This window comes from Algibacter amylolyticus (genome assembly GCF_014202225.1).
Classification (GTDB): domain Bacteria; phylum Bacteroidota; class Bacteroidia; order Flavobacteriales; family Flavobacteriaceae; genus Algibacter_B; species Algibacter_B amylolyticus.
This window is the reverse complement of record NZ_JACHGE010000001.1, coordinates 117,727-144,510: the sequence shown is the minus strand read 5'-3', so window position 1 is coordinate 144,510 and position 26,784 is coordinate 117,727. Positions and strand designations below refer to the sequence as shown.

The following is a 26,784-nucleotide window of genomic DNA, read 5'->3' as shown; positions in this document are numbered from 1 at the left end:
TAATGTCACTCTAAGTCTAGTCTGTTCAAATGGCAGTCTAAGTATCGAAGAGTCTTTATAAAAATAAAGAATGGCGAATCTTAAAGAAATACGTAACAGAATATCATCAGTATCTTCAACGATGCAGATTACCAGTGCCATGAAAATGGTATCGGCTGCAAAGTTAAAGAAAGCGCAAGATGCTATTACCGCAATGCGTCCTTATGCTGATAAGTTAACCGAACTTTTACAAAGTTTAAGTGCAACTTTAGATGCAGATTCTGGAAGTGCATATTCTGAACAACGCGAATTAAAAAAAGTACTTATAGTTGCAATTACTTCTAATCGAGGTTTAGCTGGTGCATTTAATTCAAACATTATAAAAGAAGTTAACAGATTAACGTCTGAAACTTATGCAAACCAAGAAGTTTCTTATTTCGCTATTGGTAAAAAAGCAAACGATGCTTTTAAGAAAACCAATAATGTAATTGCCAATAAAAGTGAGATTTTCGATAATTTAAATTTCGAAAATGTTGCTGAAATTGCAGAAGGTTTAATGGAGAAGTTTGTTGCTGGAGAGTTTGATAAAATTGAAATAGTTTATAACAAATTCAAAAATGCTGCCACTCAAATAGTAATGACCGAGCAATTTTTACCAATTGTACCTGTAAAAGGAGAGGTAACAGTTAATGCAGATTACATTTTTGAGCCATCAAAATTAGAAATTGTAGAAGAGTTAATACCTAAGTCTTTAAAAACACAATTGTATAAAGGTCTTAGAGATTCTTTTGCCTCTGAACATGGTGCACGTATGACGGCAATGCATAAAGCAACCGATAATGCTACCGAGTTAAGAGATCAACTTAAATTAACTTATAACAAAGCACGTCAAGCTGCTATTACTAACGAAATCCTTGAGATTGTTGGTGGTGCAGAAGCTTTAAATAATTAATACATTCCTGCTAAGGCAGGAATCTTAACAAAATCTAAAACCTAACTTTAACGAGTTAGGTTTTTTTGGTTTAAAAGCCCTATTTTTAACCTTATAAATAAGCAATTTTTTTGAGCGGATTAAAATCTTTATTCAAACAAACATTTATTTACGGGTTAGCTACGGTCTTACCCAGAATGTTGAGTTTCTTGTTGGTTCGCCTTCATACCGATGAAAGTGTGCTAAAATCGGTTGCCGATTATGGCGATGTATCCTTAATATTTTCCTATTTCGTAATCTTTAATGTCATTTTAGCTTATGGTATGGAAACGGCATTTTTCAGGTTTTTTAATAAGGAAGACGACAAAGCAAAGGTTATTGGCACATCTACTATATCGCTAATCATAACATCTTTTGGTTTTTTTGTTCTTGCCTTATTATTTCAAAAACAAATCTCCAACTTTGTAGATATTAAAGTAGAATACATCCAGCTAGTGGTCTGGATTCTGCTATTAGATGCTTTGGTAATTATTCCATTTGCATGGTTAAGAGCCAATGCAAAACCCATGAAGTATGCTATTATTAAAATACTAAACGTGGTTATAAATTTAGGTTTAAACCTGTTTTTACTACTATGGCTAAAAGATTTGGCATCAGAGTACGCTGTACTAGAGCCGCTGTACAAACCCAACTATCAAGTTCATTATATATTTATAGCCAATTTAGTAGCCAGTGCAGTAACTTTAGTGTTAATGTTGCCTTTTTACTTTAAGGTTAAATTTACTTTCAACAAGGTACTTTGGAAACAGATGATGCAGTACGCTTTTCCTGTATTAATTGCCGGTGTTGCTTTTTCAATCAACGAAAGTTTCGATCGTATTTTATTAGACAAATTATTACCCGAAGCTATTGCCAAAACAGAAATTGGTATGTATTCGGCATGTTATAAACTAGCGTTGTTTATGATGCTATTTGCTACGGCATATCGTTTGGGTGTAGAGCCTTTCTTTTTTAGTCATGCTAAAACAGAAAACCCACAAAAAAATTACGCCATCATACTAGAGTATTTTGTCATTTTTGGATCCGTTATTTTACTGGCAGTTGTGGTTTTTGCCGATGTGTTAAAGGTTATTTTTATTGGCAATCAAGAGTATTGGGAAGCCATGTGGATTGTTCCGGTAATTTTAATAGCCAATTTTTGCTTAGGTATTTATCATAACCTTTCGGTTTGGTACAAAGTTACCGATAGAACCAAGTTTGGTGCCTATATATCTATTTTCGGCGCTGTGTTAACCTTAGTATTAAACTTTTGGTTAATACCTATTTTAAGTTATAAAGGTTCGGCTATAGCCACTTTAGCGGCCTATGCGTCTATGATGTTATTGTCGTATTATTTTGGTAGAAAATATTATCCTATTCCATACAACATTAAGAAAATTGCCATGTATTTAGGGCTATCCATAGCACTGTCTTTAGTATCTTTTTATCAATTTAGAGGTCAATATATTGTTGGAATTTCTATGTTAATTGTATTTTTGGCGATAGTATATTTTGCTGAACAGAAAGTCATTAAACAACTTTTAAAACGATAACATGCAAATTAAAATTATAAATAAATCTAATCACGATTTACCGCATTATGAAACGATGGCTTCGGCTGGTATGGATTTACGTGCCAACCTTACCGAAAGCATCACATTACATCCCATGGAACGCAAAATAGTACCTACAGGCTTGTTTTTAGAGCTTCCAGTTGGTATTGAAGCACAAGTGCGTCCTAGAAGTGGTTTAGCGGCTAAAAAGGGTATTACAGTGCTTAATGCTCCAGGAACAGTGGATGCAGATTATAGAGGTGAAGTTGGTGTGATTTTAATTAACTTATCACATGAAAACTTTACCGTAGAAAACGGCGAACGTATTGCTCAATTAGTCATTGCAAAACATGAACGTGTAGAATGGCAGGAAGTAGAAGTACTTTCTGAAACGGATAGAGGTGAAGGCGGTTTTGGGAGTACGGGAGTAAAATAGTTCCTGCGGAGGCAGGAACCTCTTAGTCGATAATAATGAAATATTGGTATGTCTACATAATGTCAAATAAGCCTAAAGGCGTATTATACATTGGTTTTACAGACAGTATAGAAGAAAGAGTAAAAGAGCATAAATTAAAGGTTTATCCTAAATCATTTACCGCGAAGTATAATTGCGATAAACTGATTTATTTTGAAGAGTTTGATAACGGCAATGAAGCTGAAAAACGAGAAAGACAATTCAAGAAATGGAAACGAGATTGGAAAATTAAATTAATTGAAGATATGAATCCTAGTTGGTCGGATTTGAGTATTAACTGGAATTTAAATTACAATAAATTAAGAAAATAAAGTTTAATATTAAAAGATACCCCGTCAAGCGGGGCATGTGATATGAAAATAATAGTACCAATGGCAGGTCGAGGATCTCGATTGCGCCCACATAGTTTAACTGTACCAAAACCATTAATTCCAGTTGCTGGACAACCTATTGTTCACAGATTGGTAAAGGATATCGCCAAAGTTTTAAAACAACCTATAGAGGAAATAGCATTTGTTTTAGGTGATCCGGCATGGTTTGGAGACGAGGTTGTTGCTAGTCTGGAAAAATTGGCAACAGATTTAGGCGCTAAAGCCTCTATTTACCGCCAGGATAAACCACTTGGAACGGGTCATGCTATTATGTGTGCAAAACCATCTTTGTCGGGTCCTGCAGTAATTGCTTATGCCGATACCTTAATTAGAGCAGAGTTCGATTTAGATCCAACGGCCGATAGCGTTATTTGGACAAAACAAGTGGATAATCCAGAAGCTTACGGTGTTGTTAAGTTAAATGCTAACCAAGAGATTGTGGAGTTGGTTGAAAAACCAGAAACTTTTGTGTCCGATCAAGCAGTAATAGGTATCTATTATTTTAAAGATGTTGCCGTATTAAAAGGGAAGCTACAAGAAATTCTTGATGAAAATATTATGAATGGTGGCGAATACCAAATTAACGATGGTATTAAACGGATGATGGCCGAAGGTAAAGTATTTAAAACAGGAACTGTTGATGAGTGGATGGACTGCGGAAACAAAGCCATAACCATAGAAACTAACCAACGTATGTTAGGGTTTTTAAAGGCCGATGGCGAGGAAACATTAGTAGCAGATTCGGCTAAACTAGAAAATTCTAAAATTATTGAGCCGTGTTTTATAGGTGAAAATGTGGTGCTTAAAAACACAACTATTGGACCTTTTGTATCGGTTGGAAATGGCACAGTTATTGAAAATTGTACCATTGAGAATAGCTTGATTCAAACGGATTCTGAAATTAAAAACGCTAAGTTAAACCATGCTATGATTGGTAATAACGTTAAGTATAATGGCGAATTTACTAGTATAAGTATTGGTGATTATTCGGTGTTAGAATAAAATCCTGCCAAAGCAGGAATCTCATAAAATGATGTTAGCAAATAGTATTTGACCAATAACTGAAGACTGCCAACTGCAGATTGACCGCGTTAGGGATTGAGCAACTGTTGGAGCTCCTCGCAGAGAGCGACTTGTGAAGGCCCGACCTTTAGGTAACGCCCAAATATTGAAAATAATGAAACAAAAAATCTACATATTATTTTTTCTCTTCGGAATGGTATTGCTTCCGCAGATGAACTATGCGCAGGTAGATTTTAATAAAACGCCCGACGACGATTTAGGGAATAACGAAGATGCGTTTCAGGAGTTATTTTACGAAGCGTTGAAGCAAAAAGGCATTGAGAATTATGATCGAGCTGCCGAAGCTTTACAGAAGTGTATTGACATGGATAATTCGGTGCCTGTGTTATATTTTGAGTTGGGTAAAAGTTACATAAAGCTTAAAAATTTTGGTGAAGCTGAAGATGCCTTAAAGAAAGCGGTGGATAAAGACCCAGATAACGAATGGTTTTTAGACGAGCTTTACGGCTATTATGCCTCGCAAAACGATTACGATTTAGCCATTAAAACGGTAAAGCAGTTGGTGCGATTTCATCCGGATTACAAGGAGGATTTAGCATCGCTTTACATGCAAACAAAAAAGTATGATAATGCGCTAGAAATTTTGGATGCGTTAGATGCCGAATTTGGCGTTTCGGTAAGTCGAGACGTTATGCGAAATCGAATTTACCAAGCTACAGGACGTAAAGAGGACCAAATAGAAAATTTAGAATCGCGCGTTGAAAATAACCCCGAAAAAGAATCGAATTATTTAGCACTTATTTTTAGGTATAGTGAAAATAACGAAAAAGAAAAGGCTTTTGAAACGGCTAAAGACCTTTTAAAGGTTAACCCAAATTCGCAATTAGTGCATTTGGCATTATACAAGTTTTATTTAGATGATAACGATGCTGAAAAGGCTATTGAAAGCATGAAATTAGTGGTTAAAAGCACTAAAATTAAGCCCGAAGCTAAATTAAAAGTGCTTAGAGATTTTGTGAGTTTTGTTAAAGAAAATCCGGAGTACGAAAGCGATTTGGTTGAGGCTACAGCTTTGGTTAGCGATGCCGATACTAGTAAATCTGTAGAGGAGTTAGGACAATATTATTTAGCAAAAAATGATAAGGTAAAAGCTTTAGAACATTTTGAAGAAGCTTTAAAACTAGAACCAAATAATTTTAAGATCCTGCAAAATGTAATGCTGTTATATATCGATTTAGAAAAGTTTGAGCAGGCTAAAACAAAAAGTAGCGAAGCGCTGGAAAGCTACCCATCGCAACCCGTTATTTACCTTATAAATGGTGTGGCTTTAAACGCCTTAAACCAACCTAAAGATGCTATTGAAGCTTTAGAAACTGGAGTAGATTATATTGTTGAAGACAGCAAAATGGAAGCCGATTTTTACAAGCAACTTAGTAAAGCTTATACCTTACTAAACAATACAACAAAAGCAAAAGCGTTTAGTGATAAGGCAAAACAAATACATCCCCAAAATTAATGCAAACAACTTCAAAAATTATTTTAGGCTTATGTACTATACTACTGTTTAATTGTAAATCTGCAAAAACAGTAAGAGGTGGCGAGGCTAATTTAAATTTGTCTACAAGACAAGTTATAAAGGAAAACGCAAAACAAGTTGCCACTTTTAAAACTTTACAATCTAGACTAAAAATAAGCTATACGCAAAAGGGAAAATCGCAGTCGCACACGGTTACATTTAGAGCCAAAAAGGGCGAATCCATATGGATAAACGCGCCGTTTTCTGTTATACGCGCTTTGGTAACACCAGAAAAAGTGAGCTTTTACAATAAGCTTGATAAAACGTATTTTGATGGCGATTACAAATATTTAAGCGATTTACTGGGCACCGAGTTGGATTTTAATAAGGTTGAGAATTTACTGTTAGGCGAAACCTTATATAATTTAAACGCTAGCGATTACACAACCAGTGTAGACCAAGAAGCTTATATTGTTCAGCCAAAAAATCAGCGTGCGTTATTCGAGATTTTCTTTTTGTTAAACGCATCGAATTTTAAGGTAAAATCGCAGCAAATATCGCAACCCAAGGAATTTAGGCATTTACAAATCGACTATTTAAAGTATCAAGATGTAGATAGTCAAATTATTCCGGAGTTAATAAAAGTAATTGCTGTGGAGGCGAACGAGGAAATGCTTATAGAATTAGAAATGAAAAGTGTGTCTTTAAACGAAGCGTTACGTTTTCCGTTTAAAATACCTTCGGGTTTTGAAGAAATTGAGCTGTAAATGAAAGTGAGTAAAAGTACATACCGGCTTATTTTTATTTTAGGGTTTTTGTTGTGCAGTAGTTTTAGTTTTTCGCAAAGCGATAAGCAGAAGCAATTAGAATCTCGCCGACAAGAGCTGCGCAGAGAAATTGAAAAAATTAACGAGTTACGTAACCAGACTAAATCTAAAACAAAGTCCGAGCTTAGTTTAATTGAAGATTTTAACCATAAAATTAGTGTGCTTTCTAATTTAATAAAGGTAACCAACCAGCAAGCCAATTTACTTACGCGAGAGATAAACACGAACCAAAATAAAATATCCAATTTAAGAGACGAGCTAAAGCAGTTAAAGGAAGATTATGCTGCTATGATTGTGAAGTCTTATAAAAGCAAAAACCAACAAAGTCGTATTATGTTTTTGCTGTCTAGTAACGATTTTAAGCAGGCTTACAAGCGTTTGCAGTACATAAAGCAATACTCGGACCACCAGAAGCAACAAGGCGAGATTATAAAGGCTAAAACGCTGGAGTTACAAGATATTAATGCGAGTTTATTAAAGCAACAAGAAGATAAAAAGAAATTGATTGCCGAAAACAGAGTGGTTCAAAAATCCTTAGAAGCCGAACGTAAACAGCACGAAGTGGTTATGGCGGCCTTAAAAAAGAACATGTCTAGGTATGTTGCCGAAATTAAACAAAAGCAACGCGAAGCCGATAAAATTGATAGAGAAATAGACCGTATTATTAAAGCGGCTATTGCAAAATCTAACAAAAAAGCGGGTAAAACCACCAGTTCTAAAAGTTTTGCTTTAACGGCTGAAGAAGAGGTGCTAGCCTCTAACTTTATTTCGAACAAAGGAAAATTACCTTGGCCAGTCGAAAAAGGTTTTGTGCGTTTAGGTTATGGTAAACAACCGCATCCTATTGATAGATCGTTAACCATAAATAGTAACGGTGTGCGTATTGCTACCGAAAAAGGCGCAAAAGCAAGAGCGGTTTTTGATGGCGAAGTAAGCGAAATTCTTAAAATGAAAAACGTAAATCCTATAGTCATGATTCGCCACGGAAATTACTTAACCTTGTACAGAAACTTATCGCAAGTGTATGTTAAAAAAGGGGATAAGGTTAAAACCAAACAGGTTATTGGCGAGGTGTTTACAAATCCATCAAACGGTGAAACAATTTTAAGTTTTACGCTATCTAAAGGTACTGCAACCGAGAATCCTGCGAGTTGGATTTATAAAATGTAACCCATATATTCCTGCGGAGGCAGGAATCTCATGATTAGAAACTACAATTATTATTTAAAGTTTTTTAGCTAATAGAATTTTTAGTGAAACATTTACGTTACATAAAACTCTACAATCTAAAGGCAATAATTAACGGTATTTTTTATACTTTTCTTACAAGTAAATTAAGTATATTTACGGGGTAACAACGAAGAAAAAGTTTTTATATCCCGGATTATTTGTGGGATATAAGTAGTGAAAGTTATTATATAACAAGTTGGCAAACATTTGAGGAATGACAGAAACGAACAATAATAACGATGGAATAATAGTCGGAGAAATTTCTAAAATTGCGAATAGCAACCCAAGAATTAACCGAGTTTTAAGTATGCTTTTAGACCATTTTATTATGTGTCTTTTAATTGTGCCATTGGGATTTTTGATTTTTGGATTAGGAGCATTAATGAAAGACAATTTGAACAACGGAATTGGAATGGTTTTAGTTTTTCTTCCTTTTTTCGTTTATTTAAACAAAGATTTTTTCAATGCCAAAAGTCCTGCAAAACGGATTTTAGGATTTCAAGTAATTGACCGAAAAACAAATAATCCAGCGAACGAATTACAATGTTTCGTTCGGAATTTGACTATTTGTGTTGCTTGGCCATTAGAAGTTATTGTTGGACTAATAAATCCTGAAAGACGAATTGGCGATTTTCTGGCTAACACAAAAGTTATTACATCAGAAAAACAGAAGCTTAAATCAATTTTTACTGATTTGAAAAACACAAACCTGAAAATAAATTTTATTGGGATTTTAATAATTGGCGGAATTTACTTTTATGGTTTAAGTCTTTTATTACCAAGTATGAATTAAAAAAAAACGATTTGCCAACAATGTATAAAAATAATCGCTCAATTTTGGGCTTAACCAAAGGTCGTTGCAAGTTTACTACGTCTGATTTTCCTGCGGAAAATCCTCGCACGTAAACCCGCAACTATTTTTATACGAGACCGTTGTACATAATGCGGAAATCGTGCTAAAATTGAACAATCCAAACTAAATACACCAACCCATATTAGAAAATTTAAATAAAGAAGTAATAAAAATATGAGCGAAATAAATAAAATATTTATTGCTACAGCAATTATGGTTGTAATTAGCTGTAAAGAAAACAAGAATAACTCAATAACTAATTACAAAGAATCTGAACAGACCGTAGTAAAATTGGAACCGGAAATTCAAATAACCGAAAATCAATCAGAAGGTTGGAAATTTACGGAAGCCAATGCTATTGCTTTACTTTTTGAATGGAATCAAGCACATAATGAACACGATGCAGAAGCTATAGCTAATTGTTATATGGACCAAGCTTATATGTACGGAAAATTGTATGAGCATAACGATGCAGTGACTATAAAAGAAAAAATGTTTAAAAAATATCCAAAATTTAAACAAAGAATAATTTCCAGTAGTATTAAAACTACTGGTTCGACATCATTTATTAAAAGAATAGATTTTAAGAAAGTTGTAACAATGAAAGGAAAAGAAACAATTTACAATTCATTTCTTGAATTTGGCGGAGCTCAAGGTATATTCTCTATCGTTGAAGAAGGTGACATCGATTAAATAAAATGAAATATAAAACGTGCGAAAGCATTATGCCCAACAAAGAACAGAGTTAAAGAACAATTAACTTTAAGCTAATTTTGAATCAAAGTTTTCATCATAAGGCAATCCGCTTTTTGCAATAGCAAAAGCCTGTTTAAGCAACTTATTTGCTACTGTTATTAATGCTAATTTAGCACTCTTTCCTTTAGCTACAATCCTGTCAAATATTGCTTTCATGCTCTGTATATTTATACACTGAAAAGGCTTCTAAAAACACAAGGTTTCTTAATTTTAATAGCGGAATAACAGCATAATTGATAGTTTAACAAACCTATACGTTATTCGTTTAAAAGATTTTGACGGGATTAATTACTTAAATAATCCTAAAATTGTGACACGCCAAAACACAAATTAGCATGACAAGCGCTGAACTACTACTTCTAAATTCCCGAATTCAAAATATTAGAAGTTCTACACCCGCGTTAGGGATTGAACGGTCTGTTTAAGCTCCCCGACTTTTTAGGAGGGAGCGAGTAGTGAAAGCCCGACCCTTGTGGTAACGCCCAAACAATTATCTAATCAAACAGTGCTTTTAACTCTGTAGCTTCGTTAGGCTTTATTTTTCCGGCTAGTAATAGACTAAGTTGTTTTCGGCGTAAAGCGGCCTCAAAACGCTCTATTTCAAGCTCGGTTTCTGGTTTTACTTCGGGTACTTTTACTGGGCGTCCTGTTTCATCGACAGCTACAAAGGTATAAATGGCTTCGTTGGCTTTTGTTCGGGCTCCAGATTCGCGATCTTCCATCCAAACATCAATAAAAACTTCCATAGAGGTGTTAAACCCACGCGATACTTTAGCTTCTACCGTTACAACGCTTCCTAAAGGTACAGCACGATTAAACGCCACGTGGTTTACAGATGCGGTTACTACAATGCGTCTGGAATGACGACGCGCAGCAATACTAGCCGCACGATCCATACGCGCTAATAATTCGCCTCCAAAAAGGTTGTTTAGTGGGTTGGTTTCACTGGGTAAAACCAAATCTGTCATGGTTGTTTTAGATTGTTCGGGTGTTTTTGCTTGCATTGTAGATTTTTATAATGCGGCAAAGTTACAAACTAATAGCATTTATTGTTTGAATTTACATTAAAGAAAATGAGAATGTAAACTAGTCTAGTTTTTGTACTAGTAACCAAGCGTCTCTGTTATGCGATTTTTTAATGTCTCTAAGTGCTTGTAAAGCATCTAGTCTACTTTCGTAGCTTGCATAGGCAACTTGGTGTAAACCGTATTTGTTTGTACCAATTTTTCGGGCAGTAAAACCATCGGCTTTTAGTTGCTTTACTCGGGTATCGCAGTTTTCTTCAACTCTAAAAGCACCTGCAACAATATGGTAATTACCTGTTTGTTTGGTTACGTTTAAGGTTATTGCTGGTAACGGGTTTAGGTTAAAAGTGGCTTGTTGTATTTTGGTATCTAACTGCTGTGTGGCTTGTCTTTGTGCAATTTGGTTATGTTGCTCAATTTGACCTACATAATAATTAGAAGCTCCAAAACCACCTAAAGTTAAGGCTATTAAAGCTACTGCAGCATATTTTAAATACGATTTAGACTTGCGCTTTTCTGGTGTTACACCAATAGGAATTACTTTTTCTATGGCTTCGGCTTCTTCTTTGTAAACCTCGCGTGTTACGGCAGGCGCTACAAATTGAGAAAGTCCAAAAGAATCGGTTAAATAATTTAAATGATACGTAGGTTCAAATAAAATTTTACCTTCTTTATTAAAAACAATTTCACCTATGTTTTTAAAAGTAAGCGTTTCGCCTTGTGTTAAATAAGACTTTAGAAGTTTAACACGTTTTGCAATTTTTTTGTTAGCCGCCTCGAAAGGGATTTTTTCTACATCGGCAACATAATGTGCCAATAAACCATCGTTTTGCTGAATTTGCTCATTAAATGATACCACTTTTTTTGGCGCATGAAAGGTATTTGTAGCATCATTAATGCTAGCAGATACTTGCTGCGTTAAAAAGGCACCAAACTCAGGAATGGTAACACACTCATATCTATATAGTAAGTCGCTTATGTAGGTTTCTAATTGCATAAAAACAAAGTTATAAAAAAGTAGTTTCTAATAAAATTTAGGGCGAACTTTTTATTAACAAAGTAAAAATTCTTTTATTGTAGTTTTAAAATCAACAAGATAGCATGACAGAAAATGATTTGCTTTATACTTTAGCCTTGCAACATGTGCCAAATATTGGCGATATTACTGCTAAACGATTGATTTCGCATTGTGGTTCTGCCGAGGCGGTTTTAAAAGAGAAGTCGCAAAACTTACTTAAAATAGATGGTATTGGAAGCGTTACTATTAGCGATTTGTTTAAATCACATCATTTAAAGGAAGCCGAAAAAGAGATTCGGTTTATAAAGGTAAATAATATTGAGGTGTCTTATTTTAACGAGGCTAACTACCCTGAAAAGCTAAAACACTGCATTGATAGCCCTATTTTGTTGTTTCAAACAGGTAAGATAGATTTAAAAAACCAACCTATTATTAGCATAGTTGGTGCCAGAAAGATTACTACCAGTGGTATTGCCTTTTGTGAAAATTTAGTGGAGCAATTAGCCATTTATAATCCTATAATTGTTTCGGGTTTTGCTTATGGCACCGATATTACGGCGCATAAAGCTGCTATGAAGCATAAGTTGCAAACCGTGGCGTGTTTAGCGCATGGACTAAATCAAATTTACCCGAAAGTGCATAAAAAGTACATGGTTGATATGGAAAAAAACGGCGGGTTTTTCTCCGACTTTTGGAGTACAGATACCTTTGATAAGAATAATTTTTTAAAACGAAATAGAGTTATTGCTGGTTTAAGCGAAGCGACTATTGTTATAGAATCGGCCGAAAAAGGTGGTAGTTTGGTTACCGCAGATATTGCGCACTCGTATAATCGCGATGTGTTTGCTGTTCCGGGTCGTACTACCGATAGCCAAAGTATAGGGTGTAATAATTTAATTAAGCACCAAAAAGCGCATATGCTAACTACACCTTTGGATGTGCCTTATATTTTAGGTTGGGAATTGGAAAGTGAGAAACAACCCGTTATACAAAAGCAATTATTTGTCGAGCTAGATGCCACCGAAAAAGTGATTTATAATTACTTAAAAGAAAACGATAAACAACAGTTAGATAGCATTGCATTAAACTGCAATTTGCCTATTTTTAAAGTCTCTGGAACCCTTTTAAATATGGAGCTTAAAGGCGTTGTAAGACCGCTTCCTGGGAAATTGTTTGAGGTTATTTAAAACGAAAGCGGAATAGATCTAGAAATTCAAGTTTTTAATCACGAGATTCCTGCTTTTGCAGGAATTTGTTAATAGCCAACTTTTTCGCGAACTCTCGCCAAAACATCATTAGCTATTATTTTGGCTTTTTTCACCTCACAACCAAAGCCACATCAATTTTGTTGAGGATATTCATATGATAACTTAATTTATTAAGGCTAAAAAAATGTGTTTTGTAATAAGATTTGGGTCTAACTAATTATAAGAATTAATGTACGTGTTTTCTAGCAATACAAGCTTCTTAATTGTTAATACCGATTACTTATTTGTTGAAAACTCTTTAATAAAAGTGTATTATTTATCCATAACTTTGAATGCAGGCTTTGAGGTCTTGATTTGTAACCGTTTGGTTGTAGAGATAAAGTGAATGTTTAATTTAAAAGTAAAATTCTTTATATGTTTAAAGAAGAGAACAAAAAAAAACTGCAAACCGTTTTTTGGATTGCAGCTATTATTTTTTATGTTGTAAGTACTATCACATTAGTTTCGACCCTAAGATAATACTAACAATTAAAAGTGATATTAGACCGAAACATTGAATGTTTCAATCATTCCCCACTAATTTATTAGATGGGGTATTTTTTTATACAAAATGTTTGTATTGTACAAATACAAATATACATATTATCATTTATAATTCTACATAAGTAGGTGTTTTATGTATAGAAATCTAATTAGTTTTATCTATATTATTTTAATTTTAGGTAATTATCTATTAAAATACTTTTGTCATTAAGTTCATTATCAAACAGTGTTTCATATAAAAAAATCTAGTTTGCGCGTTATAAATGCAATCTAAAGTGCTTTCTTATTGATTTGTTTGGTGGTTTCTATTTGGCATTAGAAGCTCCTGCCTCTTTAAAAATTTGACATATTACTATAAAGAAAATGGTACTCAGGTTACTTTTAAAAAGTTAACTTAAAATAAAATAACGTTTATGTTTAATGAGATTCCTGCTTTCGCAGGAATTTGTTAATAGCCAACTTTTTCGCGAACTCTCGCTAAAACATCATTAGCTATTAATTTGGCTTTTTCGGCACCAACTAAAAGTGCTTTGTCAATTTCCTCTAAGTTGTTCATGTAATAGTTGTAACGCTCGCGAGGTTCGGCAAATGTCTCAACAATTAACTCAAATAAGGCTTGTTTAGCGTGTCCGTAGCCGTAACCACCATTTTCGTAATTAGCTTTCATTTCGGCAATTTGTGCTTCATTGGCTAATAATTTATAAATACCAAAACAGTTACATGTACTCCAGTCTTTAGGATCTTCAAGCGGTGTGCTATCGGTTTCGATAGACATAATTTGCTTGCGTAGTTTTTTATCGTTTAAAAATATATTTATGGTATTATTTTGGCTTTTGCTCATTTTTCCGCCATTAGTACCAGGAATTAGCATAATGTTTTCTTGCACCGAAGCTTTAGGTAAAACAAAGGTTTCGCCAACTTTAGCGTGAAAACGCGAGGCCACATCGCGAGTCATTTCAATATGCTGTTCTTGATCTTTTCCAACAGGTATTATTTCGGCATCGTATAACAATATATCGGCAGCCATTAGCATTGGGTAGGTAAACAACCCAGAATTAACATCCTCTAATCTATCGGCTTTGTCCTTAAAACTATGCGCTAAGGTTAGGCGTTGGTAAGGAAAAAAGCAGCTTAAATACCAAGACAGTTCGGTTACCTGAGGGATATCGCTTTGTCTGTAAAACACGGTTTTTTCAATATCTAAACCAAATGCTAACCACGTTGCTGCGGTAGAATATGTGTTTTCGCGTAAGGTTTTTGCATCTTTAATTTGTGTTAAAGTATGCATATTTGCAATAAATAAATACGACTCGTTTTCTGGGTTTTTAGCCATTTCAATTGCTGGCATAATGGCCCCTAAAATGTTCCCTAAATGTGGTGTTCCTGTACTTTGTATGCCTGTTAGTATTCTTGCCATCTTTTCATTCCTTCAATGGAGGAATCTCTTTAATTAGTATTCAATCTTGTTTAACCAAGAGCAAAGGTAAACGTTTTAATAAAATAGCTCAATACAATTATGTATTTTTGAAGCTTATGAAACTATTTAAATATATTTTCTGGCTACTTTATCGTATTTGGTTTTATATACTAGTAGCGCTGCCTATTCTTTTACTTTTTCCAATTCTTTTAGTATCAATCGCTAAAGAATCTTGGTATCCTTATTTTTTTAGGATTGCTAGGTTATGGGCAAAGTTTATTTTAATAGGAATGGGGTTTGCCTATAGTATTAAGCGCGACGAAGTTCCAGATAAAAACAAAAGCTATATGTTTATTGCCAACCACACCTCGATGGCAGATATTATGCTTATGTTGGTGACGGTTAAAAATCCTTTTGTATTTGTTGGAAAAGCAGAATTAGCCAAAATTCCGTTATTTGGTTTCTTTTATAAACGCACCTGTATTTTGGTAGATAGAAGTTCGCCAAAGAGTAGGCAAGCTGTGTTTTTAAGAGCACAACGCCGCTTAAAATCGGGGCTTAGTATCTGTATATTTCCTGAAGGTGGTGTGCCAGAAGAGCATGTTATGTTAGATAGTTTTAAAGACGGTGCGTTTAGGTTAGCTATAAATCATCAAACACCTATTGTGCCTATAACTTTTGCAGATAATAAAAAACGTTTTTCATATACTTTTTTTAGCGGAAGCCCAGGAAGAATGCGCGTTAAAGTTCATAAATTTATTCCTACCGAAGGGTTAAAGATTGAAGATACTAAAGGTTTAAATGAAAACTCTAGGACTGTAATCTTGAATCAGCTAGAAGCTTTTGAAAGTAAATAGTTTTTAATACAATACTTCTAAAAATAAAAAAACTGCTCGAGGGGACGAGCAGTTTCCTTTTTGATATGAATTTCCGAGCTTAAATGGAAACCCACACCCAGATCTAACCAAAAACCTAGAACTTAATAGAGAATCCGGTATATACACCAATAAAAAATGGTGAAAAGTTACCGGAAGTATTGTTAAATGTGTTGAATTGATATTTAAAAATAGGTTCTAAATTCAAATCGAATGTTTTAGTAACCTTATAATTTAAACCCATTCCTAAATTGGCACTATAGCTTGTATTATTAATATTGCTAGCTTCACCAAGATAGGTTCTGGTTCCGTTTTGTTCTTCAGAAAAAATCTCGTTGTTATTTAAAAAGAACGAACTAAAACCACCAATAAGGTTAACACCAAGTTTTTTATCCGAAAGTGTATATTGAATTTCCAGTGGGATTTCAATATAACCTAATGCTTGATTTATAGAAGCATTAGAGGCCGCAAACGAATCGGAAGTATTGGCGTTTAAATTTTCTGAACTTATAAGTGCAACATCGGCATTACTTGAATTACCGCGAGCACTTACATTTTGTAACGCACTACTTTTAGAACTAAAACCAACCGATTGAAACACCACAACATCGTTGGTGTTGTAACCTAAATTAACACGGTTAATCCCAGAGCGGACGCTCAGTTTTTTGTTTACGGCATAACTAGCAGAAATACCATAACTCATATTAATTTCGCCCGTTTTAGAATTAGAATTAAACTGCGGATCTATAGATGAGCCTTCGTTTAAGGTATTAAAATAAACCGGTGCAGCATTTGGTGCTACACGCCATCTGTTGGTAGGTGTTTCGTTGTTGTTAGCAATGTCCTCGGTGTTATCTAAGGCCTCTTCAATAGAGCGTTTATTCTCTTCTGGGTTTACTTCTGTTTTTGCATCCTTTTCAGCTTCTTTTGCTGCTGTATTATCATTAGCATTTGCAATTGCTGTTTCCTTTTGGGAAGCTTCTTCAATAACCATAGTTGCTTTTTCTTTGTTTACTACAGCGGCTTCCTTTTTTAAATTAGTAGTCGTGTTATATGCTTCGGAAGTATTAGCAACTTGTGTTGTGTTTTCCGTTGAATTTTGAAGGTTGTTTGACTTTCTTTTTTCTTCTGAAACCGTATTAGCAACACTACTATTCTTATTATTAGTGCTTGCTATTGTTGTTGTGTTATAAAGTGATTTAGCATTTGTTTTGTTAGCTGATTTTTGCTTATTGCTTTTTAAAGGCGCATTATTAGAACTGGCTATGTTGTTTGAAGCATTTGCTGAATTGCTAATAGTATTAGACTCCTTTTTTGATGCTTTTGTGGTGCTATTCGTGTTATTATCATCGTCTTCGTTTGAAGCGATAACAGGAGTTTTAACAGTGTTGCTACTAGGTTGTTTGTTTTCCTTTACCTCAATATGTTCTATAGTTTCGGTTTCGGTATCTACAACTTGGTTAGTATTACTTGCGTCTGTATTATTAAAAAAGAGAGCACCAGCAGTTATTAATAACGCTAATAGTGCAGCAACGCCAGCATAACGCCACCAAATAGGAATAACGCGTCGTTTTTTCTTTTTTTCGTTCAGTTTTGCTTCAATATTTCTCCAAACGGCATCGTTAGGTGCGGCTTCAAAATCTTTAAATCCTTCCTGAAATAATCGGTCTATATGTTTTTTATCGCTCATTTATAAGGATTGTGAACGTTGTGTTGTTTTATAATCTTCAATCGTGTTTTTCAAAATGTGTCTTGCTCGCGCTAAGTTAGATTTTGATGTGCCTATGTTTATGTCTAGCATTTTAGCAATGTCTTTATGCGAATAGCCATCTAGAACATACAGGTTAAAAATTAACCGATACCTATCTGGTAATTCTTGAATGATTTTTAGAAGATAATCAATGGAGAGTTCGTCTTCATCAACTTCAACTTCTACATCTTCAATGGTGTTTTCGTTTATAATATCAAAAACCTTTTCGTTTCGGTAACGCTGTAATACGGTGTTTACGGTAATACGTTTTATCCAACCCTCAAAAGAGCCTTTGTTTTTATACTGTTCAATTTTTTTAAAAATTGTTAAAAATGCGTCTTGCAAATTATCTTGCGCTTCGGCATAGTTACGCGAATACTTTAAACAGATGGCGAATAATTTACCCGAATAGAGTTTATATAATTCGCCTTGTGCTTTAGTATCGTCATTCTTACAATTTTCTATGAGTTGGTCTAAACTCAATTTAAACATGTATTAATTAATACTTACTCTACAACGGGCACTTCAATGGTTAAATATTGCGTTTCGCCATCGGCGTCTTCACCCTGCCAAAACTTAAAAATATACGAACCGTTACTGGTTACTTTAAAGTTGAAAGTAGCTTCTACTTCTTCATTTTCAAAAGTTTCGCAGTCGTTTTGGTCAAAAACATAAGTAATTGGTGCTACTGTTCTTTCATTATTTTCTTTTAAATAATAAAATTCTTTAAAGCTGTGACACGATGATGGATTTAAGTAAGTTACTGTTATTGGATAAATTTCGCCTAACTCAAATTCGTCTGGTATATCTACACTTTCTACGGGTAAAATTTCAAAACTATAACGTGTGCCGTCATCATCAATACTACAAGAGGCGCACAGTATAAGTGTTAAACAAAGTACAAGTAATTTTTTCATTGCAAAATAAATTTTAGGGTTATCTACATGTTTGCACTATTAAGATGCAAAACAAACGAAATGGTTGCGTATAAAATTTACTTAATTAGTTGTTTGTTAATCTAACTGTACTAAAGTTAAATGTTTTGTGCTAAATGAGCTATGTGTAAAGCTTAATATTTTTTTAGAACGTATAGCTTTTTTAAGGTGAGGATAGTTTATAAACTAAAAAATCCCGAATTAACGGGATTTTAAATTTTTTATTCTTGCTCATCTATGAATTTCCTAACCTTGGCTTCAAGCTCGTCCATAAGTTCTGGATTGTCTTTTATTAATGCTTTTACAGCATCTCTACCTTGGCCTAATTTGGTTTCGTCGTAACTAAACCATGAACCGCTTTTCTTTATAATTTCTTGCTCTACGGCTAAATCTAGAATTTCACCAACTTTAGATACACCTTCGCCATACATAATGTCGAACTCTGCTAATCTAAATGGTGGTGCTACTTTATTTTTAACCACTTTTACTCTGGTTTTGTTACCTAAAACAGCACCATCTGTACTTTTTATTTGAGTAGATCGTCTAATATCTAAACGTACAGAAGCGTAGAATTTTAAGGCGTTACCACCAGTTGTTGTTTCTGGGTTACCAAACATAACACCAATTTTTTCACGTAATTGGTTAATGAAGATTACCGTACAATTGGTTTTACTAATTGAGGCTGTTAGCTTTCTTAATGCTTGCGACATTAAACGCGCATGAAGTCCCATTTTAGAGTCTCCCATTTCGCCTTCAATTTCACTTTTTGGTGTTAAGGCTGCCACAGAATCTATTACTACAATATCGATAGCGCCAGAACGAATTAAATTATCAGCAATTTCTAGAGCTTGCTCACCATTATCTGGTTGCGAAATAATAAGGTTATCGATATCCACACCCAATTTTTCGGCATAAAAACGATCGAAAGCATGCTCTGCATCAATAAATGCAGCTATACCTCCTGCTTTTTGTGCTTCGGCAATGGCGTGTAATGTTAGGGTTGTCTTACCAGAAGATTCTGGTCCGTAAATTTCAATTACTCGTCCGCGTGGATAACCACCAACGCCTAAGGCAATATCTAAACCTAATGAACCTGAAGGAATGGCTTCTACATCTACTATTGCAGAATCGCTCATTTTCATTACGGTTCCTTTTCCGTAGGCTTTATCTAATTTATCTAAAGTTAATTTTAGTGCTTTTAATTTTGCTTCTTTTTCTTTATCGCTGCTCATTTTCTTTGTTTTTTCTGAAAAATTGTATGCTAAAGTACTATATCTTTTTTCATGTTACAATAATAGTTTTCAACATCCTTAAATGTAGTGGTAAATACTTGATTTTAGGGCTTAAAAAAATATTTTTTATAGTTTTACGCAACCTTTTTTAATATTACGCATCTAGTTAGTAAAGGGAAAAAATATTGCTATCAAATTTGCCAAAAGAGTTTTGATATAAAGACTAACTCTAAACTCGATAAAAAGCATTTAAAACATTAGTTTTAGGTGCTTTTTTGTTTTTTAGGAATTGGATGGGTTTTTAAATAAACCTATAGCTCGTTTTTTAAACTTTGACCTTGGCAGGTTGGTTGCGCTAGGGATAGTAATGGAAAGCCCACAGCCTGACGAAGGAAGTGCGAGGACTTGCAATGGATAGCCCGACCTTTTGGGAGCGCCCAAATTTTTAAAATTGTGTAATTGTAGATTAATTGTATTTTTGCAGCTTAAAATATTCTTTAACTTAAAAATTTAGTATAGCATGCAACTGTACAATACATTAAGCGCAAAGGAAAGAGCTGAGTTAATCGAAAAAGCCGGAAAGGATCGATTAACACTTTCTTTTTATCAGTACGCTAAAATTACAAATCCTCAGGAATTTAGAGATCAATTATTTATTGCTTGGAACAAATTAGACGTTTTAGGGCGTACTTATGTGGCTCACGAAGGCATTAATGGGCAACTTTCATTGCCAGCAGACCAGTTTAATGAGTTTAAAGCACATTTAGATACTATTGATTTTTTAAAAGGCATTCGTTTAAACATTGCTATAGAGCAGGATAACATGTCATTTTTAAAATTAAAAGTGAAGGTGAGAAACAAAATTGTTGCCGATGGTTTAAATGATGACACGTTTGATGTTACCAATAAAGGGGTGCATGTTGATGCTGAAAAGTTTAATGAACTTATTGAGGATAATAACACCGTTTTGGTGGATATGCGAAACCATTATGAGAGTGAAATTGGGCATTTTAAAAATGCTGTAACTCCAGATGTGGATACTTTTAGAGAATCGTTAGATATTATTGAAGACGATTTAAAAGACCACAAGGAAGATAAGAATTTGGTGATGTATTGCACAGGCGGCATTCGTTGTGAAAAGGCAAGTGCATATTTTAAACATAAAGGGTTTAAAAATGTGTTTCAGTTAGAAGGTGGTATTATTGAATACACGCGCCAGGTGAAGGATAAAGACTTAGAAAATAAGTTTATGGGGCAGAATTTTGTTTTTGATGAAAGACGTGCCGAACGTATTAGTGATGATGTGATTGCTAAATGTCACCAATGTGGCGATGCTTTTGATACGCATACTAATTGTGCTAACGATGCTTGCCATTTGTTGTTTATACAATGTGATACCTGTAAAGAAGAGATGGATAATTGCTGCTCTACAACCTGTAAAGAGATTCATGCTTTACCTTTTGAAGAACAAAAAGCTTTACGTAAAGGCCAAGGTAATAGTAACGATATATTTAAAAAAGGTCGTGCCGACCACTTACCGTATAAAAAAGACTTGCGAAACATTTTTGAAAGTTTTAAAAAATAGAAAAAAGGCTCCAAATTTTGGAGCCTTTTTTTTGTTGGGTGTTTTGTGGTTTTATAAAGCTGTATAATTTTTTTGGTTTTTTAGAGTTTAATAGTCGGTAAAGGGTTATGTTTTATATATAATGAACAATCAGTTACTATGTAAAACCGATTAATTGTATACTTTTGAAGCGCAGAAAATAATTTAATGGATATATACAAGCTTTTAAAACTTAATAAGAAAATAAAAAACCATAGGGTGAAATTTCTAGGGTTGTATATTTTACATAAGTTGAATAAAAGGTATTTAGCGGTAAATTTAGATCCTGTTTTGGCGTGTAATTTACGTTGTAAAATGTGTTATTTTACAGATGAAGAATATGTTAAAAAGTTAAAAGGCCAGTTTAAAGAAGAAGAAATTAAGCGTGTGGCCGAAACTGTTTTTAATAGAGCATTAAAATTACAGGTTGGTTGTGGCACAGAGCCCACTTTATATAAAAAATTACCCGAATTAATAGCCTTAGGTAAAGCTTATAAAGTGCCTTATATATCGCTTACTACAAACGCTAATTTACTTACCGAAGAAAAAATAGAGGAGCTTTTAATAGCGGGTTTAAACGAGTTTACCATTTCGCTTCATGGGGTTAAAAAGGAATCTTACGAGAACTTTATGAAAAAAGCAGATTACGAAAAATTTCATGCTGCTTTTAATGCCTTTAAAAAACTTAAAGAAAAATACGATTTTAAGGTGCGTATAAATTATACGTTTAACAAGGATAATTTTCATGAACTAAAAGACTTTTTTCAATATTTTGATGGCGGTAGTTTCGATATCCTTCAAGTGCGTCCCATTCAAAAAATAGGAAATACCGAGTATAACGATTTTGATATTTCGAGTTTAAAGGATGATTATTCCGAAATAATACAAGAAATTTCAGAGCATTGTAAATCCAATAAAATTACGTTGTTGGCGCCTAAATCTATTGCTAAATTGGCCCAGAAAAACGAAGCTAGTTTTATATTCGATTATACCTTCTGTTATGTGTCTCCGACCAGTTTTTGGAAAGAAAGTTTTAATTGGAAAGAAGAAAGTTTTAATGAGTATAGCAAGAAAATAGGATGGAGTAAATTACTGTTTTCTAACATTTTTAAATCTAAAAAACAGCTTAGCACAACATCAAATAAACTTAATTATGATGTTAATTTTAATTGAAAAAAAATTAAAAAACCCTTTGCTTTATAGTCTCTTATAATAATCTTATATTTACATCTTGAAGCCTTTTTTATTATAGCAGTTATATGTGGGCTTCTTAAAATTTCATTATCAGGTATTTACAGGTTGCTATGCTGTAAGATGAAATTAAAAAAAGAATAGTTACGAACCATCTTCCGCTAGATACTTTTCTATACGGAATCAATATATATAAAATATGGCTTGCGCAAGTTGCTCAACTAAAGACGGCTCTCCAAAAGGCTGCAAAAATAATGGTACTTGTGGTACAGACAGTTGTAATAAGTTAACCGTTTTTGATTGGTTAGCAAACATGTCTTTACCTAACGGAGAAAAACCATTTGATTGGGTTGAGGTACGTTACAAAAACGGCAGAAAAGAGTACTACAAAAACACAGAAAATTTAACGTTAAGTATTGGCGAGATTGTAGCTACACAAGCCAAATCTGGTCATGATATTGGTATGGTTACCCTTACGGGGGAATTGGTACGCGTTCAAATGAAACGTAAAAACATTTCTGAAAATCCAGAAGAAGTTCTAAAAATTTACCGCAAAGCAAGTCAGAAAGATATAGATATTTGGTCGGCCGCAAGAGACAAGGAAGAACCTATGAAGGTTAGAGCACGTCAATTTGCAATCGATTTGAAACTTCAAATGAAAATTTCAGATATCGAATTTCAAGGCGATGCTAGTAAAGCGACGTTTTATTACACCGCAGAAGAGCGTGTTGATTTTAGAGAGTTAATTAAAGTTTTTGCACGCGAGTTTAGAACCCGTATTGAAATGAAGCAAGTTGGGTTTCGTCAAGAAGCTGCAAGACTTGGTGGTATTGGGTCTTGTGGACGCGAGTTATGTTGTTCTACATGGTTAACAGATTTTCGTTCGGTAAGTACATCGGCGGCTCGTTATCAGCAATTATCATTAAACCCTCAAAAGTTAGCAGGACAGTGTGGTAAATTAAAATGCTGTTTAAATTATGAGCTAGATACGTATTTAGATGCCTTAAAAAGCTTTCCTAAAAACGATACTAAGTTGTATACCCAAAAGGGAACTGCGGTTTGCCAAAAAACAGACATTTTTAAAGGCCATTTATGGTATGCCTATGAAGGTGAGTGGATGAATTGGCATAAAATCACTACAGATCAAGCAAACGAAATTATTGAGCTAAATAAGCAAAAGAAAAAAGTAGCTAGTCTTGAAGAGTATGCTTTAGAAATTTTAGAAGAAGATACTAAAGAAGTTTTTGAAAACGTTGTTGGTCAAGATAGTTTAACCCGTTTTGATAGTCCAAAAGGCAATAATAAACGTAAAAATAATAGAAGGAAAGGTAATCAAGGTAATAAAAAGCCTTCTAATGCCAAAGGTGCTTCTAACAATAAAAATACAGCACCAAATAAAAACCAAAATAGCCAAAAGCCAAACCCAAATAATCAAAGTCAAGGTGGTCAAGGTCAAAACAAACGTAGAAAAAATAACAGGAAAAAACCTCAAAACAATAATAATGCTGCAAAATAGAGTTGTATTATTTTTATTAATATTTACTACTGTAATAGTGTCTTGTGATTCCAATGGGGTGTATGATAAATACAAATCGGTTCCAAATGCATGGCATAAAGATTCCATTATTAGTTTTAAGGTAACACCACCAGATTCTATAAATAAGCATAATTTATTTGTTAATTTAAGAAATACAAATGCCTACAAGTTCAATAATATATTTTTAATTGTCGAAATGGTTTTTCCGCATGGTAAAACATTAAAAGATACTTTAGAATATAGGATGGCCGAACCAAGTGGTAAACTTTTAGGCGAAGGTTATACCGATATTAAAGAAAATAAATTGTGGTATAAAGAAGGCGTGGTTTTTCAGGAATCGGGCACTTACACGGTAAACATTCAGCATGCTATGCGCGAAAACGGAAAGGTAAATGGTGTTGTGGAGCTGGATGGTATTACAGATATAGGGTTTAGGGTAGAACATAATAATGCAAAATAAAATTGTCTCACTTGGTTTAGGCTAAGTGTTTTTTAATACATAGTAAATGGCAAAAGCAAAAAAAGAAACTAAAGCAGTTCAAGATTTTTCAAAATATGTCCGTTGGTTTTGGATCGTATTTTTAGGAGGTATTATTTCACTTTTCTTGATTTTTTTTCTAACCTCTATTTTCGGGGATTTACCAGATCACACGGTTTTAGAAAATCCTAAAACACATTTAGCTACCGAAATTATTTCGTCCGATGGACAAACACTAGGTAAATTCTATTTAAACGATAATAGAACGCCGGTTAACTATTCAGAATTTCCTCAACATTTAGTCGATGCGCTTATAGCAACCGAAGATGTTCGTTTTCATGAACATTCTGGTATTGATGCTCGAGGTACGTTACGAGCTATTGCTACCTTAGGTGGTGGCGGTGGAGCAAGTACAGTGTCTCAGCAATTAGCAAAACAATTATTTACAGGAGTAGCTTCTAGAAGTACTTTTGGTAGAATTTCTCAAAAAATTAAGGAGTGGATTATTGCTACACGTTTAGAGCGTCAATACACTAAAGAAGAAATTATTGCCCAATATTTTAATATCTACGATTTTGGAAATAACGCTGATGGTATTCGTAGTGCGGCACGTATTTATTTTGGTAAAGAGCCTAAAGATTTAAGCATTAAAGAATCTGCTATGTTGGTAGGGATGTTTAAAAATTCATCGTTATATAATCCAAGGCCAGAGCGTAATCCTGTAGGCGTTAAAAACAGACGTAATGTGGTATTGGCTCAAATGTATAAATACAATTATATTACAGAGGCAGTAAAAGATTCGCTTCAAAAAACCGAACTAGATTTAAACTATTCGCCAGAATCGCATCGTGAAGGTATTGCTACTTATTTTAGAGGCTATTTAGATGGTTTTATGAAGGATTGGATTAAGAACAATCCAAAGCCAGATGGAACAAAATGGAATTTGTATAACGATGGATTAAAAATCTATACAACCATCGATTCTCGTATGCAAACCCATGCTGAAAATGCAGTACAACAACACATGCCAAGGTTGCAAGCAGAATTTTTTAACCAAAATACGCCAAAAAGAAACCCAACAGCGCCTTTTTTAGATTTAGAAAAAGAGGAAATAGATGCCTTATTAAAACGAGGGATGAAACAATCTGAGCGTTGGAGGCATATGAAATATGATTTAAAGAAATCTAACGACGAGATTATTAAGTCTTTTGATAAGCCTGTAAAAATGACTGTTTTTGAATGGAAAGAAGGTAAAGCATCAGAAGTTGATACGCTCATGAAGCCTATTGATTCTATGCGTTATTACAAATCCTTTTTAAGAACAGGTATGATGTCTATGAATCCGCAAACCGGACATGTAAAAGCATGGGTTGGTGGTATTAACTACAGGCATTTTCAATACGATATGGTAAAACAAGGAAAGCGTCAAGTTGGTTCTACGTTTAAGCCTTTTGTTTACACAGCAGCAATCGATCAATTGCATTATTCGCCCTGTGATGAATTTCCAGATGTTCCGTTCTGTATTGAAGCTAATAAATTTGGAAACCCAGAAGAGTGGTGTCCAAAAAACTCTAATGGCGACAGTGATTATGGCGGAACAAGAACTTTAAAAAATGCCTTAGCAAACTCTGTAAATACAGTAACAGCACAGTTAATAGATAAAGTAGGGCCGCAAACGGTTGTCGATTTAGCCAAAAAACTAGGTATTGAGTCCGAAATGCTTCCTGTGCCATCTATAGCCTTAGGAACACCAGATATTAGTGTTTACGAGATGGTAGGCGCGTATTCAACGTTTGCAAATCAAGGGGTTTATACCAAGCCTGTTATGGTTACTAGTATTGAAGATAAAAATGGTACTATTTTGTATCAATTTAAACCAGAAACGCGCGATGTGTTAAGTGAAGAAACAACGTATGTGGCTGTTAAGCTTATGGAAGGCGTAACACAAATTGGTTCGGGTGCCAGATTAAGACATAGTTGGGCTAAATATAAGCCAGATTACAAGGAGGTTATTACTGGGTATCCTTATGAGCTAACAAACCCTATCGCAGGAAAAACAGGAACTACACAAAACCAAAGTGATGGTTGGTTTATGGGTATGGTGCCTAATTTAGTTACAGGAGTTTGGGTTGGTGCCGAAGATAGAGCAGCGCATTTTAAATCGATAACTTACGGGCAAGGTGCAGCAATGGCATTACCAATTTGGGGTGTTTATATGAAAAATTGTTATGCCGATGAAGAATTAGATATTTCTAAAGAAGATTTTAAAAAACCTGAAAACTTATCAATTAATGTAGATTGTTCTAAGCATGAAAGTACCTCTGATGCTGATGAAGATCAAGATGAAAATACACCAGAAGATTTAGATTTTGGATAATATTTAAACCTTATAAAACTATAAAGTAAAAACCATTCTGAA

General features: G+C 34.2%; 24 protein-coding genes and 1 pseudogene. 17 read left to right on the top strand and 8 right to left on the bottom strand.

Annotated features, from left to right (window positions below):
* The first annotated feature begins 70 nt into the window (after nucleotides 1–70).
* From atpG to HNQ90_RS00635, 10 genes are all read left to right on the top strand, one after another.
* Entirely contained in the window at nucleotides 71–931 is an 861-nt protein-coding gene (gene atpG / locus HNQ90_RS00680) for an ATP synthase F1 subunit gamma (protein WP_144114742.1), read from the top strand.
* A 110-nt stretch (nucleotides 932–1,041) separates the two neighbouring features.
* Nucleotides 1,042–2,502 (top strand): oligosaccharide flippase family protein, encoded by a 1,461-nt coding sequence (locus HNQ90_RS00675; protein WP_144114741.1) that lies wholly within the window; start codon nucleotides 1,042–1,044, stop codon nucleotides 2,500–2,502.
* Nucleotide 2,503: 1 nt separating this feature from the next.
* Nucleotides 2,504–2,938 carry a dUTP diphosphatase gene (gene dut / locus HNQ90_RS00670; RefSeq protein ID WP_144114740.1) on the top strand — a complete coding sequence of 145 codons (435 nt, stop codon included), beginning with the start codon at nucleotides 2,504–2,506 and terminating at the stop codon, nucleotides 2,936–2,938.
* Between the two features lie 35 nt (nucleotides 2,939–2,973).
* Nucleotides 2,974–3,288 carry a GIY-YIG nuclease family protein gene (locus HNQ90_RS00665; RefSeq protein WP_144114739.1) on the top strand — a complete coding sequence of 105 codons (315 nt, stop codon included), beginning with the start codon at nucleotides 2,974–2,976 and terminating at the stop codon, nucleotides 3,286–3,288.
* A gap of 42 nt (nucleotides 3,289–3,330) precedes the next feature.
* Nucleotides 3,331–4,350, top strand: a complete 1,020-nt coding sequence (locus HNQ90_RS00660; RefSeq protein ID WP_144114738.1) for a sugar phosphate nucleotidyltransferase — start codon at nucleotides 3,331–3,333, stop codon at nucleotides 4,348–4,350.
* Between the two features lie 175 nt (nucleotides 4,351–4,525).
* Nucleotides 4,526–5,887 carry a tetratricopeptide repeat protein gene (locus HNQ90_RS00655; RefSeq protein ID WP_144114737.1) on the top strand — a complete coding sequence of 454 codons (1,362 nt, stop codon included), beginning with the start codon at nucleotides 4,526–4,528 and terminating at the stop codon, nucleotides 5,885–5,887.
* Nucleotides 5,887–6,654, top strand: a complete 768-nt coding sequence (lolB1, locus tag HNQ90_RS00650) for a lipoprotein insertase outer membrane protein LolB1 (protein WP_092849255.1) — start codon at nucleotides 5,887–5,889, stop codon at nucleotides 6,652–6,654. The genes HNQ90_RS00655 and lolB1 overlap by 1 nt, the downstream gene beginning before the upstream one ends.
* A complete protein-coding gene (locus HNQ90_RS00645) occupies nucleotides 6,655–7,884 on the top strand; it encodes a murein hydrolase activator EnvC family protein (protein ID WP_092849252.1) in 1,230 nt (409 codons plus the stop codon).
* A gap of 274 nt (nucleotides 7,885–8,158) precedes the next feature.
* On the top strand, nucleotides 8,159–8,737 hold the full coding sequence (locus tag HNQ90_RS00640; RefSeq protein ID WP_144114736.1) for an RDD family protein: 579 nt from the start codon (nucleotides 8,159–8,161) through the stop codon (nucleotides 8,735–8,737).
* Between the two features lie 234 nt (nucleotides 8,738–8,971).
* A complete protein-coding gene (locus HNQ90_RS00635; protein ID WP_144114735.1) occupies nucleotides 8,972–9,490 on the top strand; it encodes a hypothetical protein in 519 nt (172 codons plus the stop codon).
* A 69-nt stretch (nucleotides 9,491–9,559) separates the two neighbouring features.
* Here the strand turns inward: HNQ90_RS00635 and HNQ90_RS00630 are convergent.
* The 3 genes and pseudogenes from HNQ90_RS00630 to HNQ90_RS00620 form a co-directional block, all read right to left on the bottom strand.
* A pseudogene (locus HNQ90_RS00630) lies at nucleotides 9,560–9,764 on the bottom strand (IS110 family transposase); the annotation flags it as partial.
* Nucleotides 9,765–10,047: 283 nt separating this feature from the next.
* Nucleotides 10,048–10,557: an acyl-CoA thioesterase gene (locus HNQ90_RS00625; protein WP_144114734.1), complete on the bottom strand. Its 510-nt coding sequence runs from the start codon at nucleotides 10,555–10,557 to the stop codon at nucleotides 10,048–10,050.
* Between the two features lie 82 nt (nucleotides 10,558–10,639).
* Nucleotides 10,640–11,575 carry an HU domain-containing protein gene (locus HNQ90_RS00620; protein WP_144114733.1) on the bottom strand — a complete coding sequence of 312 codons (936 nt, stop codon included), beginning with the start codon at nucleotides 11,573–11,575 and terminating at the stop codon, nucleotides 10,640–10,642.
* 104 nt (nucleotides 11,576–11,679) lie between these two features.
* Here HNQ90_RS00620 and dprA point away from each other — a divergent pair, with 104 nt between their 5' ends.
* Nucleotides 11,680–12,783, top strand: coding sequence for a DNA-processing protein DprA (gene dprA, locus HNQ90_RS00615; RefSeq protein ID WP_144114732.1), 1,104 nt, complete (start codon nucleotides 11,680–11,682; stop codon nucleotides 12,781–12,783).
* A gap of 1,012 nt (nucleotides 12,784–13,795) precedes the next feature.
* Here dprA and trpS read toward each other — a convergent pair.
* The gene (gene trpS / locus HNQ90_RS00610; RefSeq protein ID WP_144114731.1) at nucleotides 13,796–14,764 is read right to left on the bottom strand and encodes a tryptophan--tRNA ligase; all 969 of its coding nucleotides are present in this window, start codon (nucleotides 14,762–14,764) and stop codon (nucleotides 13,796–13,798) included.
* A 116-nt stretch (nucleotides 14,765–14,880) separates the two neighbouring features.
* On the opposite strand from trpS, the gene HNQ90_RS00605 reads away from it, so the two are divergent.
* Nucleotides 14,881–15,621, top strand: a complete 741-nt coding sequence (locus HNQ90_RS00605) for a lysophospholipid acyltransferase family protein (protein ID WP_144114730.1) — start codon at nucleotides 14,881–14,883, stop codon at nucleotides 15,619–15,621.
* A 115-nt stretch (nucleotides 15,622–15,736) separates the two neighbouring features.
* On the opposite strand, the gene HNQ90_RS00600 is transcribed toward HNQ90_RS00605, so the two are convergent.
* The 4 genes from HNQ90_RS00600 to recA all read right to left on the bottom strand — a co-directional run bounded on the left by HNQ90_RS00600 (nucleotide 15,737) and on the right by recA (nucleotide 19,556).
* On the bottom strand, nucleotides 15,737–17,329 hold the full coding sequence (locus HNQ90_RS00600; protein ID WP_144114729.1) for a hypothetical protein: 1,593 nt from the start codon (nucleotides 17,327–17,329) through the stop codon (nucleotides 15,737–15,739).
* Nucleotides 17,330–17,872 carry an RNA polymerase sigma factor gene (locus HNQ90_RS00595; protein WP_144115546.1) on the bottom strand — a complete coding sequence of 181 codons (543 nt, stop codon included), beginning with the start codon at nucleotides 17,870–17,872 and terminating at the stop codon, nucleotides 17,330–17,332. It abuts the gene before it with no gap.
* Nucleotides 17,873–17,895: 23 nt separating this feature from the next.
* Nucleotides 17,896–18,306 carry a hypothetical protein gene (locus HNQ90_RS00590; RefSeq protein WP_144114728.1) on the bottom strand — a complete coding sequence of 137 codons (411 nt, stop codon included), beginning with the start codon at nucleotides 18,304–18,306 and terminating at the stop codon, nucleotides 17,896–17,898.
* A 239-nt stretch (nucleotides 18,307–18,545) separates the two neighbouring features.
* Entirely contained in the window at nucleotides 18,546–19,556 is a 1,011-nt protein-coding gene (gene recA, locus HNQ90_RS00585) for a recombinase RecA (RefSeq protein WP_144114727.1), read from the bottom strand.
* A gap of 520 nt (nucleotides 19,557–20,076) precedes the next feature.
* On the opposite strand from recA, the gene trhO reads away from it, so the two are divergent.
* The 5 genes from trhO to HNQ90_RS00560 all read left to right on the top strand — a co-directional run bounded on the left by trhO (nucleotide 20,077) and on the right by HNQ90_RS00560 (nucleotide 26,742).
* Complete coding sequence (gene trhO / locus HNQ90_RS00580) at nucleotides 20,077–21,141, top strand: oxygen-dependent tRNA uridine(34) hydroxylase TrhO (RefSeq protein WP_144114726.1); 1,065 nt, start codon at nucleotides 20,077–20,079, stop codon at nucleotides 21,139–21,141.
* A 270-nt stretch (nucleotides 21,142–21,411) separates the two neighbouring features.
* The gene (locus HNQ90_RS00575) at nucleotides 21,412–22,332 is read left to right on the top strand and encodes a radical SAM protein (protein ID WP_244962203.1); all 921 of its coding nucleotides are present in this window, start codon (nucleotides 21,412–21,414) and stop codon (nucleotides 22,330–22,332) included.
* Between the two features lie 217 nt (nucleotides 22,333–22,549).
* Nucleotides 22,550–23,866, top strand: a complete 1,317-nt coding sequence (locus HNQ90_RS00570; protein WP_144114724.1) for a PSP1 domain-containing protein — start codon at nucleotides 22,550–22,552, stop codon at nucleotides 23,864–23,866.
* Nucleotides 23,853–24,347 carry a gliding motility lipoprotein GldH gene (locus HNQ90_RS00565; RefSeq protein ID WP_144114723.1) on the top strand — a complete coding sequence of 165 codons (495 nt, stop codon included), beginning with the start codon at nucleotides 23,853–23,855 and terminating at the stop codon, nucleotides 24,345–24,347. The genes HNQ90_RS00570 and HNQ90_RS00565 overlap by 14 nt, the downstream gene beginning before the upstream one ends.
* A gap of 46 nt (nucleotides 24,348–24,393) precedes the next feature.
* Nucleotides 24,394–26,742 (top strand): transglycosylase domain-containing protein, encoded by a 2,349-nt coding sequence (locus tag HNQ90_RS00560; RefSeq protein WP_144114722.1) that lies wholly within the window; start codon nucleotides 24,394–24,396, stop codon nucleotides 26,740–26,742.
* Nucleotides 26,743–26,784 lie beyond the last annotated feature (42 nt).